This window comes from Cupriavidus taiwanensis, assembly GCF_900250115.1.
GTDB lineage: Bacteria > Pseudomonadota > Gammaproteobacteria > Burkholderiales > Burkholderiaceae > Cupriavidus > Cupriavidus taiwanensis_B.
This window is the reverse complement of sequence record NZ_LT984804.1, coordinates 908,550-924,606: the sequence shown is the minus strand read 5'-3', so window position 1 is coordinate 924,606 and position 16,057 is coordinate 908,550. Positions and strand designations below refer to the sequence as shown.

Sequence of the window (16,057 nt, the reverse complement as noted above, 5' to 3'; positions counted from 1 at the left end):
GGGAGCCGGCCCCTTGCTCTTCGCGCCTTGCCGCGCCCGCCGCTCGCCACCCGCGTGGCGCCCAACCATTGCCGCGCAGCCGCCTGCCCCCGGGTCCGTCCCGACCGCGCTGCCGCCCCCAGGATCTTCATGACGCACCAGCTCCAGGCTGCGCTCGCCATTGCAGCCTTCAAGCTCTTTGCCGCCTTGCCCTACGGCGTGACCGCCCGCCTGGGCGACGCCCTCGGCAAGTTGCTGTACCGCATCCCCAGCCGCCGCCGGCGCATCGTCCAGACCAACCTGGCGCTGTGCTTCCCGGACATGGATCCGGGCGAGCGCGAGCGGCTGGCGCGTGACCACTTCGGCCACGTGTTGCGCAGCTACCTGGAGCGCGGCGTGCAATGGTTCGGCAACGCCGAGCGGCTGGGCAAGCTGGTCGAACTGGATTCGCGCATCGACCTGGCCTCATGCGCGGAACATCCGACCATCTTCATGGGCTTTCATTTCGTCGGCATCGAGGCCGGCTGCATGTTCTATTCGATGCGCCATCCGGTGGCGTCGCTGTACACGCGCATGTCCAGCCCGCTGCTGGAGCAGATTGCGCGCACGCAGCGCGGGCGCTTCGGCGCCGAGATGATTCCGCGCAACGGCAGCGGCAAGCAGGTGGTGCGCACGCTGCGCGCCGGCTGCCCGGTGATGCTGGCCGCGGACATGGATTTCGGCATCAACGATTCGGTGTTCGTGCCGTTTTTCGGCGTGCCGGCGTGCACGCTGACCTCGGCCTCGCGCCTGGCCAGCATGACCGGCGCGCGCGTGGTGCCGTTCACCACCGAAGTGCTGCCCGACTACCGCGGCTACCGGCTGCGCGTGTTCGAGCCGCTCGAAGGCTTTCCGTCCGGCAGCGTCGAGGAGGACTCGCGCCGCATGAACGCCTTCCTCGAAACCCAGATCGCCACCATGCCGGAGCAGTATTACTGGATCCACCGGCGCTTCAAGAACCGGCCGGAAGGCATGCCGCCGGTGTACTGACGCCGCTAGCCGGCGGCGCGCCGCCACGCTTGCTGGATGTCAGCGACCAGGCGCTCCAGTTGCGCGGCATGGCGCGCATGGTCGCGGCGGCGCTCGGCCTCGTTGAACGGATAGCTGATGTTGAGCCCGTACAGCTGCTGGTCCGGGCCCGAGAAAGCCGCGCCCACTGCCAGCAGATGCCCCGGCTGGTAGGCCGCGGTGCAATGGCCGTGGCGCTGGGCCTGCGCGATGCCGCGCAGCACGCCCGCGCGCATGCCGGGCCAGGCCGCCCCCTGCCGCGCGGCGATGCCTGCCAGCAGATCCCGGCGCACCTCCTCCGGCTGCGCCGCCAGCCATGACAGGCCGATCGCCGTCAGCTCCATCGGCACGCGCGAGCCCGGCACCACGCGGCGCGTGCGCGACACGCTGTCGCGGCTGTGCCGGATCGACGCCAGGTACACCATCTCCAGCTGGTCGCCGACGGCCAGCCCCACATTGACCTTGCCCGCCTCGGCCACCTTGCGCATCAGCGGCAGCGCTATCTCCGGCGCGCGGCTGGACTGGTGGAATGCATCGGCCAGGCTCAGCACCACCGGCGCCAGCCGGTAGGCGCGTTCGTTGACGTCGTAGCGCAGGAAGCCGGCATCGACCAGCGAGCGCGTCAGCCGGCTCACGGTCGGACGCGGCAGGCCGGTGCGCGCGGCCAGTTCCGCATTGGTCAGGCTGGTGGTGCCGACGCGGAAGGCACGCAGCAGCACCAGCCCGCGCTCGAGCGACTGGCTGCCCGCGGTGTCCCGGGTAAAGCGGCCGGTCCGATGAGTCACGCTGCGCGTGGATCCCTGCGGCGGAATGGCGTCAGGCATCGCCGTCAATTTCAGTGAGTGAAATTCGAGTATAGCGGCGCGGCGGCGCGGCGCGAATACTGTGGGCACACGGCCCCGAGCCGGCCGACCACAGAGGAGCCCCCCGCATGTCATCCGCTGCCGAGATCCACGTCACCCGCGACGGCCACGTCGCGCGCGTGGTGCTGTCCCGCCCGCCACATAACTTTGTCGATGCCGAGGTAATGCGGCGCCTCGCCGAGACCCTGCTGGCGCTGGACCACGACCACCACTGCCGCGCCATCGTGCTGGCCTCGGGCGTCGGCGCGTTCTGCGCCGGCGCCGACTTCAGCGGCAGCGGCCAGGGCGAAGTCGCCAGCGACCCCGCCGCCTTCTACACCCATGCGATGAAGCTGTACCGCAACCGCAAGCCCATCGTCGCCGCGGTGGCGGGCGCCGCCATCGGCGCGGGGCTCGGGCTGGCGCTGATGGCGGATTTCCGCGTGACCTGCGCCGAGGCGCGTTTCAGCGCCAACTTCAACCGGCTTGGCTTCCATCCCGGCTTCGGCCTGAGCCTGACGCTGCCGCGCCTGGTGGGCGAGCAGCAGGCAGCGCTGCTGTTCTACACCGGCCGGCGCATCACCGGGACCGAAGCGGCCGGCATCGGCCTGGCCGACCAACTGGTGGCCAGGGACGAAGTCGACGCCAGCGCCATGGCGCTGGCGCAGGAGATCGCCGCCTCCGCCCCGCTGGCGGTGGAAACCACGCGCGCCACGCTGCGCGAGGGGCTGGCCGACCGCATTGCCGAGGTCAACCAGCGCGAGCTGGCGATCCAGCGCGGCCAGTTCCGCAGCGAGGATTTCCGCGAGGGCGTCGCCGCCATGGCAGGGCGCCGCGCCCCTGTGTTCCAGCGCCGCTGAAGGAGGCACCGATGAATGAAGCAGACCATGGCGCGGCGCCGGCAGGCCCGCTCGACGGCATCCGCGTGCTGGACCTGACCGCGGTCGTGCTCGGCCCGCTGGCGACGCAGGTGCTGGCCGACTTCGGCGCCGACGTGATCAAGGTCGAAGGCCCCGAGGGCGACCTGATGCGCGCCAATGGCGTGTCGCAGCACGCCGGCATGAGTTCGATCTACCTGGCGCTGAACCGCAACAAGCGCTCGGTCGTGCTCGACCTGAAAACCGCCGAGGGCGCGGCGGCGCTGCGCAGCCTGATCGCCGGCGCCGACGTGCTGGTGCATAACATGCGAGTCGCGGCAATCGAGCGGCTCGGCTTCGGCTATGCCGAGGTGGCGCGCCTCAACCCGCGCATCGTCTACTGCATGGCCACCGGCTTCGGCCAGGACGGCCCGCACCGCGACAAGCCGGCCTTCGACGACATCATCCAGGCCGGCTGCGGACTGGTCGCGCTGGGCGCCGGCAACGGCGGGCGCCCGGAGTACGTGCCCAGCCTGCTCGCCGACAAGACCACCGGGCTGGCGCTGGCCAATGCCGTGCTGGCCGCGCTGCTGTACCGCGAGCGCCACGGCGTGGGCCAGATGGTGGAGGTGCCGATGCTCGAAACCATGGCCGCCTTCGTGATGACCGAGCACCTGGGCGGCCTGACCTTCGATCCGCCCCCGGCTGGCGCCGGCTACGCGCGCCTGCTGCAGGGCGGTCGGCGCCCCGCGCCGACCCGCGATGGCTGGATCTGCGCGCTGCCCTATACCGAGCGCCACTGGCATGCCTTCTTCCGTGCGGTCGGCCGCGACGACCTTGCCGACCGCTATGAAGTCGGCGACCGTGCGCAGCGCAATGCCAATATCCGCGCGCTGTACGGCCATCTCGCCGAACTGACGCCGGCGCGCAGCACCGGCGAATGGATGGCGCTGTTCGAAGCGCTCGACATTCCCGCCACGCCGATCTACGGGCTCGATGCGCTGGTCGATCACCCGCACCTGCGCGCCGTCGGCCTGTTCCAGCAAACGCAGCACCCGACCGAAGGCCCCTTGCGCGAAGTGCGCCCGGCCGCGCGCTTTTCGGCCACGCCGCTGTCATTGCGCCGGCATGCGCCGGCGCTTGGCGAACACACCGCGGAGGTACTGCGGGAAGCCGGCATCACCCGGCCCGCCACGCATGCCGGCGCACCCGCCGGCGCCCGGGAATAACAAGGAGACACGCATGAATTTCCAGCTCGATGAAGAACACCGCATGCTCAAGGACCTGGTCGCGCGCTTCGTGCGCGAGCAGCTGATCCCGCTGGAACCTGCGGTGCTGGCCCGCGAGGCCGGGGGCGGACAGCACGCGCTGCTGCCGGAAGAACACGCGCGCCTCGACGGCCTGTCGCGCGAGCTTGGCCTGTGGGGGCTGGATGCTCCAGCCGAAATGGGCGGCGCCGACCTGCCCGCGGTGGCGATGGTCGGCGTCAACGAAGAACTCGGCAAGACCATCACGCCCTACGACCTGCCGCCGGACTCGCCCAATCTGCGCATGCTGATGCTGACCGCAAACGACGCCCAGCGTGAGCGCTACCTGGACCCGTACGCGCGCGGCGAGACCGTATCGGCCATTGCCATTTCCGAGCCCGGCGCCGGCGGCGACCCGGCCATGATGACCACCCGCGCCGAACGCGATGGCGAGCACTGGGTGTTGAACGGCCGCAAGATCTGGATCAGCCGCGCGGCGCGCGCCGACTGGACCATCGTCATGGCCGTGACCGACAAGGCCCGCGGCGCGCGCGGCGGCATCTCCGCCTTTATCGTCGAGCGCGGCACGCCCGGCCTGCGCGTGGAGCGCCGTATCCCGATGATCGGCGGCCATTCCACCTATGAAGTGGTGCTGGAAGACTGCCGCGTTCCCGCCACGCAGTTGCTGGGCACCGAAGGCCAGGGCTTCGCGCCGATGCAGGCGCGGCTGTCGACGCGCCGGGTGCAGATGGCGGCGTGGTGCGTCGGGCGCGCCCAGCGCGCGCTCGACATGATCTGCGAATACGCGCCGCAGCGGCAGACCTTCGGCGCGCCGCTGGCGCAGCGCCAGGCGATCCAGTGGTGGGTGGCCGACGCCGCCACGCGCATCCACGCCTGCCGCCTGATGACCTACGAAGCCGCGAGCCGCATCGACGCCGGAGAAGAAGCCCGCACGCAGGTGTCGATGATCAAGGTGTTCGCCACCGAAATGGCCTGGGACGTGATCGACCACGCCATGCAGACCTTCGGCGCGATGGGCATGACCAAGGAGCTGCCACTGCAGCAGATGGCCAACGAGACCCGGCTGATGCGCATCTACGAAGGACCCAGCGAAGTGCACCGCTGGGTCGTCGCGCGCGACCTGCTCGGCCTGCGCCGTTAGGCCCGCATCGATCCCTTGCACCGGCGGAGACACGCCGGGCATTCCACCGTCAGGAGACCACCATGCAACAGGCTTTACGTTCCCGCCGCCGCTTCCTCGGACTTTTTCCGGCCGCGCTGGCGCTGCTGGGCGCTGCCACGCCGGCGCATGCCGCCGAGGCCGACGCCTTCCCGTCGCGGCCGCTGCGCTTCATCGTGCCGTTCCCTTCGGGCAGCGGCACCGACACCACCGCGCGCATGTTCGCCAAGAAGATCGGCGAGCTGACCGGACAGGGCGTGGTGGTCGAAAACAAGCCTGGCGGCAACGGCTTTATCGGCGTGCAGACCGCGCTGAACGCGCCGGCCGACGGCTACACCGTCTTTATCGGCAGCAATTCCACGCTGTCGACCAATGCCGCCACCTTCCGCAAGCTGCCGTATGACCCGCTCACCGACTTTGCCCCGATCACGCTGCTGTCGCGCGGCCCGTGCGTGATCATCGTGCCGGCCGGCTCGCCCTACCGCACGCTGGCCGAACTGCTGGACGACGCGCGCAAGCGTCCGGGCGCGCTGAACTACGGCTCGGGCTCGATCTCGTACACGCTGTATTCGGAATGGCTCAACGAACTGGCCCGCATCAAGACCACGGCGGTGCCGTACAAGGGGGCCGGCGATGCCATCAATGGCGTGTTGGCGGCCAATGTCGATTTCGCCGTGGTCGACGCCACCGGCGCGATCGAGCTGGCGCGCAGCGGCAAGGTGCGCGCGCTGGCGTACACCGCGCCGCAGCGCTCGCCGCTGCTGCCCGACGTGCCCTCCATCGCCGAGGCCGGCCTGCCGGACTTCCTCGCCTACAACTGGGTCGCGGCAGCGGTCTCGGCGAGGACGCCGCCGGCGGTGGTGAAACGGCTGCAGGACCTGTTCACGCAGGCGGGCAATGCCGCGGATGTGCGCGAGTACTACACACGCCAGTCGACCAGGCTGATCCTGTCGTCGCCGGCCGAGATGCGGCAGTACCAGAAGGACGAGATCGAGCGCTGGAAGCGGCTCGCGGCCGTGGCGAGGATTCCGCTGCAGTAGGCGCGCCGCGCTAGCCGCTATGCTCGCGCAGCAGCCCCGTCAGGCGCTGCGCCAGCGGCGACAGGTAGGCGCCGGCGCGCGTAACCACGCCGATGCGCCGGCGCAGGTCCAGTTCCTCCATGCCCAGCGGCAGCACGCGCAGGCCGCGCTGCATGGCCTCGCCGCCGGCGTTGGCAATGCTCAGCATCTGCGTGCCCTGCATCAGCGCGAACAGCGAGCTGCTGCCGAAGTCGATCTCGATGCGCGGCTGCGGCTCCGGCAGCCCGCGCTGGCGGAACGCCGCGTCGACCTGCTGGCGCAGCGTGATATGCCGCTCCGGCAGCAGCCATTCCTGGTCGGCGAGGTCGGCCAGCCGCAGCTTGCGCCGCCGCAGCAGCGCGTGGCCCTGGTCGGCCACCACCACCAGCCGGTCGTCGAACAGCGGCTGCACCGCGAAGGTGTCCGCCAGCGCGCCGGACGGCGTGGGCGCCACCGCCATGTCCAGCTCCCCGGCCGCGAGCAGGTCCAGCAGGTCGCGCGCGAGCCGGCGGCGCAGGCGCAGCCGCGCCACCGGGCGCTCGCGCACCAGCTGCTGGCACGCACCGAGGACCACGTCGCCCGGGATCGACGGTGAATAGCCGACGCGCAGGATGCCCTGCTCGCCGGTGCGGATGCCCAGCATCTCCTTGATGCCGTCCTGGTACTCCAGCTGGATGCGCTGCGCGCGCTCGAGGAAGCGGGTGCCGGCATAGGTGGCGGCCATGCCGTTGGCGGTGCGCTCGAACAACGGCAGCCCCGCCTGCGTTTCCACCCGTTGCACCGCCTTGGTCAGCGCCGGCTGGCTGATGCCCAGCGCCTCGGCGGCCCGGCCGATGCCACCGTGCGCCGCCACGGCGAGGATGTACTCGATATCCCGCGTCTCCATTGCCTCACATTCCCGACGGTTATGGCTTTATAGCCATCGCGTCATTGTGGTGATGCCCGCCATCTTACAGACTACAGCGCACCAGCACACCACCGAGCGTGCGGCAATATCACTCAGCCTTCACGGAGACAGCATGGGTTTCGCGTATTTCCTGCGCCGCGCCGCGCGCTACTGGGGCGACCAGCCCGCCATCCTCTACCAGGACCAGGTGGTGACCTATCGCCAGCTGGACCAACGCTCGACGCGGCTGGCCAATGCGCTGCTGGCGCTGGGCCTGCGTCCGGGCGACCGCGTCGCGGTGCAGTCGCGCAACCGGCCGGAGCTGGTGGAACTGGAATGCGCGCTGTACAAGGCCGGCCTGGTCAAGGCCGCGCTCAACCCGCGCTTCACCGCGGCCGAGGCCAGCGACGTGGTCGAGAACTGCACTCCGCGCGTGCTGATCGCCGGCCCGGGCTATACCGGCTACGACCGGGCCACGGCCGGCTTCGGCAGCATCGAGACCTTTATCGCCATCGGCGCGGCGCCCGCCGGCTATGTCGAATACGAGGCGCTGCTGGCCAATGCCGGCACCACCGCGCCCGACATCACCCCGGCGGCCGACGACCTGGCCGTGCTGCATTTCTCGTCGGGCTCCACCGGCAAGATCAAGGCCGCCATGCAGAGCTACGGCAACCGCATCGCGGCGCTGCGCAAGGTGGTGTCCGGCATGGACCGCCCCGCCCGCCCCGGCGACCGGCTGGCGCTGATCGGCCCGGTCACGCACGCCTCCGGCATGCTGATGCAGCCTTACCTGTACGTGGGCGCGACGCTGGTGCTGTTCGAGAAATTCGAGCCGGCGCACTTCCTCGCCGAAGTCGCGCGCCTGCGCATCACCCATGTGTTCATGGTGCCGGCCATGATCAACATGCTGCTGGCCGAGCCCACGCTGGCGCAGGCCGACCTGTCGAGCCTGAAGACGCTGGCCTACGGCGCCGCGCCGATGGCGCCGGCTCGCATCCGCGAGGCCTGGGAGCGCATCGGCCCGATCCTGTCGCAGGGCTATGGCGCCAGCGAATCGACCTCCGGCGTCACGCGGCTGTCCACCAGCGACCATGCCGAGGCCATCGCCAACCATCCCGAGCGCCTGGCCTCGTGCGGCCGCGCGCTGGGCGAGACCGAAGTGCGCGTGGTCGACGAGCACGGCAAGGAAGTGGCCCTGGGCGAGATCGGCGAACTGGTGATCCGCGGCGAAGACGTGTTCCATGGCTACTGGAACGAACCCGCGCTGACGCGCGAGACCCTGGTCGACGGCTGGCTGCATACCGGCGACATGGCGCGCGTGGACGAGGCCGGCTACCTGTACCTGGTCGACCGCAAGAAGGACATGATCATCTCCGGCGGCTTCAACGTCTACCCGACCGAGGTCGAGGCCACGCTATACCAGCATCCCGACGTGCTGGAGGCCTGCGTCATCAGCGTGCCCGACGACACCTGGGGCGAAAGCGTCAAGGCCGTGGTCACGCTGCGCCCCGGGCGCGAGACCACCGCTCAGCAGCTGATCGCGCACTGCCGCGAGCGCATCGCCGACTACAAGTCGCCGCGCTCGGTCGACTTCGTCGCCGAGCTGCCCAAGAACGCCAGCGGCAAGCTGGCCCGCAAGATCGTGCGCGAACGCTACTGGCAAGGCGTCGGACGCCGCGTCAACTGAGCCCGCAAGCGCACCGAGGAAACCGCCATGTTCGATCACCTGACCAACCCCGTCCTGCTGGAAACCCGCGCCGGCATCCGCCGCTTTATCGATGAGGAGCTGCGCCCGCTCGAACGGGAACTCGGCCTGGGTTCCGAGGACCCGTGGCCGCGCGAGACCCTGCGCCAGGTCTGGCGCCGCTCCAGCGAGCTGGGCTTCTACGCCGCCTGCCTGCCCACCGCGCTCGGCGGCAAGGGCCTGAACATCCAGGAGCAATGCGCACTCAAGGCCGACCTGGCCGCCAGCGGCTCGACCCTGGCCGCGCACGTGCTGGGCGACCTGGGCGGCCCGCCGCGCGTGGGCAACATGCTGAAATACGCGACCCCGGAGCAGCTCGAGCGGTATTTCAAGCCGGTGATCCGCGGCGAGAAATCGACCTGCTTCGCGCTCACGGAAACGCATTCCGGCTCCGATGCGCAAAGCATCAGGACCTCGGCCATCGCCGACGGCGATGAGCTGGTGATCAACGGCGGCAAGCACTACATCAGCGGCGCGCCGTTCGCCGACTTCGCCATCGTCATGTGCGTGACCGATGCCAGCGCCACGCCGCCGGCAATCACCGCGGTGCTGGTCGATCTGGACCTGCCCGGCGTGACCGTCACCAACGAGTACGTGCCGATGTCCGGCCAGCATATCGACGGCGACATCCGCTTCGACAACGTGCGCGTGCCGCGCGCCAACATCTTCGGCGGCGAAGGCAACGGCTTCAGGCTGGGCATGTCGCGCATCAACGTGAACCGCCTGCTGCACTGCCCCAGCATGCTCGGGCTGGCCACGCGGGCCTTTGAGTCGTCGGTGGAGTATGCCGGCCAGCGCCGCCAGTTCGGCGGACCGATCGCGCGCTTCCAGGCGATCCAGCATATGCTGGCCGACATGGCGGCGGCGCTGTGGGCCTGCGAAAGCATGATCGCGCACACCGCGGCGCTGGCCGACGCCGGCGCCGACCTGCGCATGAAGGCCGCGGCGTGCAAGCTCTTTGTCTCGGAGCGCTGCTTCGAGGTGGCGGACAAGGCCGTGCAGATCCACGGCAATGTCGGCGTCACGCGCGGCCATCCGGTCGAGCAGACCTTCCGCAAGCTGCGCATGTTCCGCATCTTCACCGGCACCAGCGAGATCCAGCGCAACACCATCGCGCGGGCTATCCTGGAACCGCTGCAGCAGAAGGCCTGACCGTGCCGGCGGCGCGGTCGCCGCCGGCATCCGGATCCCGGCCACAGCACCATACGACAAGACCACGGAGACCAAGCATGAACCGCCGAAACTGGCTTGCCACCGCCGGCGCCGCCGCGCTGGGCAGCCTGCTGCTGCCGGCCCGCGCCGCCAGCGCCGCATCGACCTACCCCAACCGCCCGATCCGGCTGATCGTGCCGTTTATCGCCGGCAGCACCCCCGACAGCACGGCCCGCACGCTGTCGGCGGAACTTGGCAAGAAGCTCGGCCAGCCGCTGGTGGTCGAGAACATGCCGGGCGCCGGCGGCATCATCGGCGCCGGCGCGCTGCGACGCGCCGCGCCCGATGGCTACACGCTGGGCATCCTGGCCAACTCGCACGTCATCAACGTGCACATGTACCGCAAGATGCCGTACGACCCGACCCATGACTTCACCCCGATCACGGCGTTGTCGGGCGGGCCGTCGGCGCTGGTGGTGCCGGTGTCCTCGCCCTACAAGAGCGCGGCCGAACTGGTCGCGGCGATGAAGAAGGAGCCGGGCAAGTTCAACTACGGCTCCGGTGGCAAGGGCAGCATCGCCCACCTGGCGGTGGAGACCATGCTGCACCAGACCGGCTGCGACGCGGTCCACATTCCCTACAAGGGCGCGCCGGAAATCATCACCTCGATGCTGACCGGACAGACCCAGTTCGGCATGCCGGTGCTGGGCACCGCGACGCAGTATGTGCGCAACAACCAGGTCCGGGTGCTGGCGGTCACCGCCGCCGCCCGTTCGCCCTACTTCCCCGACGTGCCGACCATGGCCGAAGCACTGCCGCCAGGCTTTGTCATCGACAACTGGAGCGGCCTGTTCGCGCCGGCCAACTTCCCGCCCGAGCTGGCGCAGAAGCTCCACGCCGCGGTACGCGCGCTGCAGACCGCCGGCGTGTTCGACGCCCAGCTCAAGGCCAATGCCGGCGAGCTGCGCCGCAGTGCCTCGCCGGCGCAGTTCGGCACCATGGTGGCCAGCGACAACGCGCGCTATGGCGACCTGATGAAGTCGATCGGCATGACCGGCGACCTGGGCTGATACAACCGCCCCGCTCCCTGCGCCGCACGCCGCCCCGCGCGTGCGGCGCTTGTGTTTTCTCCCTTTCCCCAGAGGTTCCGCATGAAGCCAGCATGGTCTTGCCTGAAGGACGTCACCATCCTCGACGTCAGCCAGTTGCTGCCCGGTCCGCACGCCTGCAGCCTGCTGCGCCAGTTGGGCGCGGATGTGATCAAGGTCGAGCAGCCCGGCAGCGGCGACACCGCGCGCCAGCTGGGCGCGCATGTGTATGCGCAGTTCAACCGCGGCAAGCGCTCGGTGGCGCTGGACCTGAAGACCGACGCAGGCCGCGCGGCGTTCCTGGATCTGGTGCGCAATGCCGACGCCGTGGTCGAAGGCTTCCGCCCGGGCGTGATGGCGCGGCTGGGATTGGGCTATGACGCGCTGGCGGCGGTCAATCCGGCCATCGTGCTGTGTTCGGTCTCGGGCTTCGGCCAGACCGGGCCGTACGCCAGCCACGCCGGGCATGACCTGAACTACCTGGCGCTGGCGGGGTACTGGGCCACGCCGGTGCAGGTGCACGATGCGGTCTCGCGCCCGCGCGTGCGGGTCTCGGACTATGCGGCCTCAGGCTACGCGGCGTTGTCGCTGGCCGTCGCCATCATGAGCGCGCGCCAGCACGGGCGGGGGCAGCATCTGGATGTCTCGATCCATGACGCGATCCTGTCGTGGACCGCGCATGGCGCATGGGCGGCGCGAGAGCACGAGGAGTCGCCACAGGCAGCGCCGACCGTGATGCCGGAGAACGACCTCTTCGAAACCCGCGACGGCCGCCACCTGGCGATGGGCATCCTGGAGAACAAGTTCTGGATCAACCTGTGCGAAGCGCTGGGCGACGCATTCCCGGCGCTGCGCGATCCGCGCTTTGCCACGCGCGCCGGACGCGCCGGGCACAAGCTCGAAGTCAATGACCTGATGGCGGCGGTGTTCCGCACCCGCGACCTTGCCGACTGGGAGATCTTCTTCGCCCCGCTGGATATCCCGTTCTCGCCGGTGCTCGGGGCCAGGGCGCTGTTTGAAGACCCGCATGTGCAGGCGCGGCAGATGGTGCGGCGGATGCCCGCGGAAGGCGGGATCGCGGTGGATTTTCCGGTCAGGTTTTCATTGGGGTTGCCGCAGGGGGAGGATTTCGTGGCCGAGGTGGGGGAACACAATCCACGGTAACGGCGGGCCAAGGCGTCATCGGTCCACCTGCCGGTGCGCCGGCGTCAAGGCTTGACCTCGGTCCACCCCGGGCCGGGGTCGAACGACCGGATCGCGCCGGCCCTCGCCGCGCTGTCGGGGCCCAGGTCGCGCTCGTAGACGCGGCCGTCGTGGCTCACCATGAAGCTCTTGACGCCGGTATCGCCGTACCGCAGCGGCCACGCGATCACGGCAAACCCGCCAAAGAGCTTGCCGTCGACGACGTAGTCATACTTGCCGCCGGGCGCATGCGAACCCTGCGACGTCAGCAGCCGATAGCGATAGCCATGGTAGCCCCCGCCCGGCGTGCTGCGCTGCTCGGCGCTGAGAAAAGCGGGCCCGAGCGGACTTTCCGGCTCGCCCGGCTTGGTTGGCCAGTACAGGCCGTCGTTCTTGCCGGGCGAGCTGACCAGCTTCGATGCGTAGGCCGTCACGCCGCGGTCCTGGCGCATCAGCTGCGCATACTCGTACTGCGCGTCGCGCACCGCCAGCAGGGTCTGCATCACCGACAGTTCGTTGCGGCCGATGCGGCGCAAACGCATTTCCTCGACGCCGGCACGCGTATCGAAATGCCAGCCTTTCGCGGTCTTTACCAGCGGAACCGGCATGGTCCAGCCGTCTTTGCCCGCGGCAATGCGCGCGCGGTCGGGGCCGTCGGCGCGAATCGAGTGCGACTGGTGCCACGCCTCCAGGAACCGGTAGCGGATCTCGGCGCCGACCGGCGGGATCAGGTCGTTATAGCGGGCGCCGAGCAAGGACTTCATGGCAGCGTCGTCGCTGGTGGCGACTGCTTCGCCGAACGCGTTCATTGCCGCCTCGGGCGTAGCGAAATTCTTCTGCGCCAAAGCCGGCGCCGCCGCCAGGGCGAGCAGCACCCCGACCAGGGACAACGCCTTGCGGCAGGGCCACGTCAGGCCCGATGGTTGCGTGCGCTGCATATCGCTGTCCCCTGATCAACGCCGTCCGCCACCACGGCCGCCACCACCACCGCGGCCACCGCCGAAGCCCCCGCCGCCGCGGCCGCCGCCGCCGCTGAAGCCACCGCCACCTTGGCCGCCGCCGCCACTGAAGCCACCGCCGCCACGCTGACCGCCACCGTCGCGGAACGAGGCCGACTGCGTGCTGGCACGGCCGCGGTCGAAATCGCGCTGCGCGCTCGCACCGCCGCCGCCTACACCCTGGAATGCGTTGTCGCGGCCACCGCCGGCGGACCGGTCCGACACGCCGGCACGATCGCCGACGCCGCCACGGTCGCCGACTCCGCCACGGTCACCAACCCCGCCACGGTCACCAACCCCACCACGGTCACCAACCCCGCCGCGATCGCCAACGCCGCCGCGGTCACCAACCCCGCCACGGTCGCCAACCCCGCCACGGTCGCCTACCCGCCGCGGTCGCCAACCCCGCCGCGGTCGCCTCGATCCCCGCCGGCCATGCGGTCGGACACGCCGCCCTCGCGGCCGCGGAATTCGTTGCGGCGGTTGGCGGCAGCCGCATCACGCCCGCCAAACCGCTCGCTGGTTGCGTTATCCCGGTACGACACCCCTTTGCGGTGCGAGGCATCGTGCTGCCACTTGCCTCCGCCCTGCACCTTGGTACGGTCGAAATTGCGGTCGATATTCGCGGCCTTGTTGACGTTGATGTTGACGTCGCCCCCGCCCCAGTTGCAGTTGCCGAAAATGGCGCCCGCAGCGGCCAGGCCGACGCCCCAGGCAAAGCCGGTCATCAGCGCGGCGCCGGGATAGTAAGCGGGATAAGGCGGCCAGTAATACGGCGGATAGGAAGGATAGCTCCAGGCGCCGTACACCACTGTCGGGTTGTAGGCCGGGACGTAGATGACTTCGGGGTTCGCCGGCTCGATCCGCACGATGGTCTGCGCCGGCGCCGCCCCCTGCGCTGGCTGTGCCGCGGTCGCCGGCGCCGGTTCGACAATGACCTTTTGCTGCTCGTTCGACTTGAGATTGCCGGATTGCTGCGCGCGCGCCCGCAGCCGCTGCACGGCATCGAGCACTTCCTTCTCCTGGCCGATGAAGGCGTCGCCCAGCTTCTGCGTCCAGTCCAGCTTGTCGCTCATCGGCTCCAGCACCTGCGGGAAAGCCACCAGCGACTTGACGCTGACATCCCACGGCTGGCTCTCGACCGCCTTCAGCGCGGCGTCGCCCTTCACCTTGGGATTGGCCTTGACCCAGCGTGCCGCCTGCACGATCTCGAGCGGATAGGTGGAGGCCATCAGCACCTGGGACAGCACGGAATCGGGATAGAGGGCGATGGGCGCGACCAGCGCCTCAAGTTCTTCCGGCTTGAACGGTGCCGCTTGCGCTGGCGCATTCTGCGCCTGGACATTGAGCGCCAGCCATGCCAGGCCCGCGCACAGGCCGGCGCCGATCCGGCGCCACAGACGCATTCCCCGCCCCTCCATGGCCGTCTCCCTTGCCCCCGTCGCCGGGCGCCTTTATGGGGGCTCAACTTCCAGCATGCCGTCCGCGCCATCTCCGCGCCAGGCCTGGAAAAGCTTCAGCAATCACGTCTTGCCCTGACAAACTATAGATTCCGGCAACGGCTGCCGAGTTGAAAAGTTTGTGCAGGTGAATTAGGAAAAACTTTTGTCGCCGTTCGTGGCCGGACATCGCTTGCCATGCTGGTGGTGGTTGCGATGGTCGCGCGTGGGACCGCCGCCCGACAGACTGCCGGATGCGGGGATGACAGCGCCCGATCCGGCACAAACGGCGGTCCCATACGCACGTGAACCGCCGTCTCTCCCGAGCAACGCCAAGCTAGCCCTGCGACTTCGCCGCGCGCGCGGCCTCCTCGCGCAGCCGCTCCTCCTGCTCGCGCAGCTCCGGCGTCAGTTCGGCGCCGAAATCCTCCAGCTCGAACAAGGGCCGGATCTCGATGTCGGATTCGCCTTCCATGGGATTGGGGCAGCGCTTGACCCATTCCACGGCCTCGTCCATCGACCTGACCTGCCACAGCCAGAATCCGGCAACCAGTTCCTCGGGCCGTGCAAAAGGCCCATCGGTCACGGTGCGCTGGCTGCCCGCAAAGCGCACGCGCTTGCCCTTCGCGCTGGGCTGCAGGCCCTCGCCCGCCAGCATGATGCCGGCCTTGACCAGTTCTTCATTGAAGTTGCCCATCGCTGCCAGCAGCTCGGTACCGGGCATCGTGCCGGCTTCCGACTCGCTGGTTGCCTTGACGATCACCATGACACGCATCGACATGCCTCCTCAGGTACTGTGTGGGCGATGTGGCGCGCCGGTCGGCACGCTCCACGCTCACGCCCTGCGGCGTGTCGCACACCGGTCCAGCATAGACGCTATGGCTTTGCTCGCTGGTGCCGCGATGCTATTGCTGCATGGACCAGGACGATTGGCGGCGCAGATCCTCCTGTCCCGGCTGCCGCGGTGGCTTGCCGAGATCGTTGTCGTGCCGGGGAGGAAGTTGCTCTTCGCTCTTGCGCGAAGGATCGGCCGGCGGCACCTCAGGTACGTGCGGCCCTTCCTCGGGCCGTGGAATTTGATGTGCCATGATGCCCTCCTGCTTGCAGAGTACGACACCCTTGCTGACGCAACCGCCATGCCAGGCCGCGCAGCGCGGTTTTGTGCGCTCCGACCATCCCGTGCGCCGCGCCGTCCCGCGCTGGCGGGTCCGGCGGCGCAATCCCGGCGCGCAAATCTGCCTGACTTTGTAATGCCGTGTGAGAGTGCGCCGTCGACGAGCCGCGCCGGCGCCACGTCCAGCATGGCGCAGAGGCGTTCACGCTGCAGACCGGCGCCCGGCACGAAAGGTGCACCGCCC

At 69.6% G+C, this 16,057-nt stretch carries 14 protein-coding genes and 1 pseudogene; 9 read left to right on the top strand and 6 right to left on the bottom strand.

Annotated features, from left to right (window positions below; all coding sequences use genetic code 11):
* Positions 1–129 precede the first annotated feature (129 nt).
* Entirely contained in the window at positions 130–1,008 is an 879-nt protein-coding gene (locus CBM2586_RS21005; RefSeq protein ID WP_115665103.1) for a lipid A biosynthesis lauroyl acyltransferase, read from the top strand.
* 5 nt (positions 1,009–1,013) lie between these two features.
* Here CBM2586_RS21005 and CBM2586_RS21000 read toward each other — a convergent pair whose 3' ends face one another.
* Entirely contained in the window at positions 1,014–1,811 is a 798-nt protein-coding gene (locus tag CBM2586_RS21000; protein WP_240987983.1) for an IclR family transcriptional regulator, read from the bottom strand.
* Between the two features lie 146 nt (positions 1,812–1,957).
* Here CBM2586_RS21000 and CBM2586_RS20995 point away from each other — a divergent pair, with 146 nt between their 5' ends.
* From CBM2586_RS20995 to CBM2586_RS20980, 4 genes are all read left to right on the top strand, one after another.
* Entirely contained in the window at positions 1,958–2,728 is a 771-nt protein-coding gene (locus CBM2586_RS20995) for an enoyl-CoA hydratase/isomerase family protein (protein WP_115689572.1), read from the top strand.
* 11 nt (positions 2,729–2,739) lie between these two features.
* The gene (locus CBM2586_RS20990) at positions 2,740–3,954 is read left to right on the top strand and encodes a CaiB/BaiF CoA transferase family protein (RefSeq protein ID WP_115665106.1); all 1,215 of its coding nucleotides are present in this window, start codon (positions 2,740–2,742) and stop codon (positions 3,952–3,954) included.
* 13 nt (positions 3,955–3,967) lie between these two features.
* Complete coding sequence (locus tag CBM2586_RS20985; protein ID WP_115689570.1) at positions 3,968–5,134, top strand: acyl-CoA dehydrogenase family protein; 1,167 nt, start codon at positions 3,968–3,970, stop codon at positions 5,132–5,134.
* 62 nt (positions 5,135–5,196) lie between these two features.
* The gene (locus tag CBM2586_RS20980) at positions 5,197–6,192 is read left to right on the top strand and encodes a Bug family tripartite tricarboxylate transporter substrate binding protein (RefSeq protein WP_115665108.1); all 996 of its coding nucleotides are present in this window, start codon (positions 5,197–5,199) and stop codon (positions 6,190–6,192) included.
* A gap of 10 nt (positions 6,193–6,202) precedes the next feature.
* Here CBM2586_RS20980 and CBM2586_RS20975 read toward each other — a convergent pair whose 3' ends face one another.
* Positions 6,203–7,096: a LysR family transcriptional regulator gene (locus tag CBM2586_RS20975; RefSeq protein WP_115665109.1), complete on the bottom strand. Its 894-nt coding sequence runs from the start codon at positions 7,094–7,096 to the stop codon at positions 6,203–6,205.
* Between the two features lie 133 nt (positions 7,097–7,229).
* Here CBM2586_RS20975 and CBM2586_RS20970 point away from each other — a divergent pair, with 133 nt between their 5' ends.
* The 4 genes from CBM2586_RS20970 to CBM2586_RS20955 all read left to right on the top strand — a co-directional run bounded on the left by CBM2586_RS20970 (position 7,230) and on the right by CBM2586_RS20955 (position 12,244).
* A complete protein-coding gene (locus CBM2586_RS20970; protein WP_115689568.1) occupies positions 7,230–8,783 on the top strand; it encodes an AMP-binding protein in 1,554 nt (517 codons plus the stop codon).
* Between the two features lie 27 nt (positions 8,784–8,810).
* Complete coding sequence (locus CBM2586_RS20965; RefSeq protein WP_115689566.1) at positions 8,811–9,992, top strand: acyl-CoA dehydrogenase family protein; 1,182 nt, start codon at positions 8,811–8,813, stop codon at positions 9,990–9,992.
* Between the two features lie 77 nt (positions 9,993–10,069).
* Positions 10,070–11,062, top strand: a complete 993-nt coding sequence (locus CBM2586_RS20960; protein WP_115665112.1) for a tripartite tricarboxylate transporter substrate binding protein — start codon at positions 10,070–10,072, stop codon at positions 11,060–11,062.
* 81 nt (positions 11,063–11,143) lie between these two features.
* Entirely contained in the window at positions 11,144–12,244 is a 1,101-nt protein-coding gene (locus CBM2586_RS20955; protein ID WP_115689564.1) for a CaiB/BaiF CoA transferase family protein, read from the top strand.
* A 44-nt stretch (positions 12,245–12,288) separates the two neighbouring features.
* Here CBM2586_RS20955 and CBM2586_RS20950 read toward each other — a convergent pair whose 3' ends face one another.
* The 4 genes and pseudogenes from CBM2586_RS20950 to CBM2586_RS20935 form a co-directional block, all read right to left on the bottom strand.
* A complete protein-coding gene (locus CBM2586_RS20950) occupies positions 12,289–13,200 on the bottom strand; it encodes a DUF2950 domain-containing protein (protein ID WP_115665114.1) in 912 nt (303 codons plus the stop codon).
* 15 nt (positions 13,201–13,215) lie between these two features.
* Positions 13,216–14,666 (bottom strand): annotated as a pseudogene (locus CBM2586_RS20945) (DUF3300 domain-containing protein).
* Between the two features lie 370 nt (positions 14,667–15,036).
* Positions 15,037–15,474 carry a YciI family protein gene (locus tag CBM2586_RS20940; RefSeq protein WP_115666458.1) on the bottom strand — a complete coding sequence of 146 codons (438 nt, stop codon included), beginning with the start codon at positions 15,472–15,474 and terminating at the stop codon, positions 15,037–15,039.
* Positions 15,475–15,604: 130 nt separating this feature from the next.
* A complete protein-coding gene (locus CBM2586_RS20935) occupies positions 15,605–15,787 on the bottom strand; it encodes a hypothetical protein (protein WP_145987428.1) in 183 nt (60 codons plus the stop codon).
* Positions 15,788–16,057: the final 270 nt, after the last annotated feature.

Bases quoted from the DNA above. Each gene is read 5' to 3' on its own strand.
- CBM2586_RS20960 (WP_115665112.1), top strand. From the start codon at position 10,070: ATGAACCGCCGAAACTGGCTTGCCACCGCCGGCGCCGCCGCGCTGGGC.
- CBM2586_RS20940 (WP_115666458.1), bottom strand. From the start codon at position 15,474: ATGCGTGTCATGGTGATCGTCAAGGCAACCAGCGAGTCGGAAGCCGGC.
- CBM2586_RS20950 (WP_115665114.1), bottom strand. From the start codon at position 13,200: ATGCAGCGCACGCAACCATCGGGCCTGACGTGGCCCTGCCGCAAGGCG.
- CBM2586_RS20975 (WP_115665109.1), bottom strand. From the start codon at position 7,096: ATGGAGACGCGGGATATCGAGTACATCCTCGCCGTGGCGGCGCACGGT.
- CBM2586_RS20965 (WP_115689566.1), top strand. From the start codon at position 8,811: ATGTTCGATCACCTGACCAACCCCGTCCTGCTGGAAACCCGCGCCGGC.
- CBM2586_RS20970 (WP_115689568.1), top strand. From the start codon at position 7,230: ATGGGTTTCGCGTATTTCCTGCGCCGCGCCGCGCGCTACTGGGGCGAC.
- CBM2586_RS20995 (WP_115689572.1), top strand. From the start codon at position 1,958: ATGTCATCCGCTGCCGAGATCCACGTCACCCGCGACGGCCACGTCGCG.
- CBM2586_RS20935 (WP_145987428.1), bottom strand. From the start codon at position 15,787: ATGGCACATCAAATTCCACGGCCCGAGGAAGGGCCGCACGTACCTGAG.
- CBM2586_RS20980 (WP_115665108.1), top strand. From the start codon at position 5,197: ATGCAACAGGCTTTACGTTCCCGCCGCCGCTTCCTCGGACTTTTTCCG.
- CBM2586_RS20955 (WP_115689564.1), top strand. From the start codon at position 11,144: ATGAAGCCAGCATGGTCTTGCCTGAAGGACGTCACCATCCTCGACGTC.
- CBM2586_RS20985 (WP_115689570.1), top strand. From the start codon at position 3,968: ATGAATTTCCAGCTCGATGAAGAACACCGCATGCTCAAGGACCTGGTC.
- CBM2586_RS21005 (WP_115665103.1), top strand. From the start codon at position 130: ATGACGCACCAGCTCCAGGCTGCGCTCGCCATTGCAGCCTTCAAGCTC.
- CBM2586_RS20990 (WP_115665106.1), top strand. From the start codon at position 2,740: ATGAATGAAGCAGACCATGGCGCGGCGCCGGCAGGCCCGCTCGACGGC.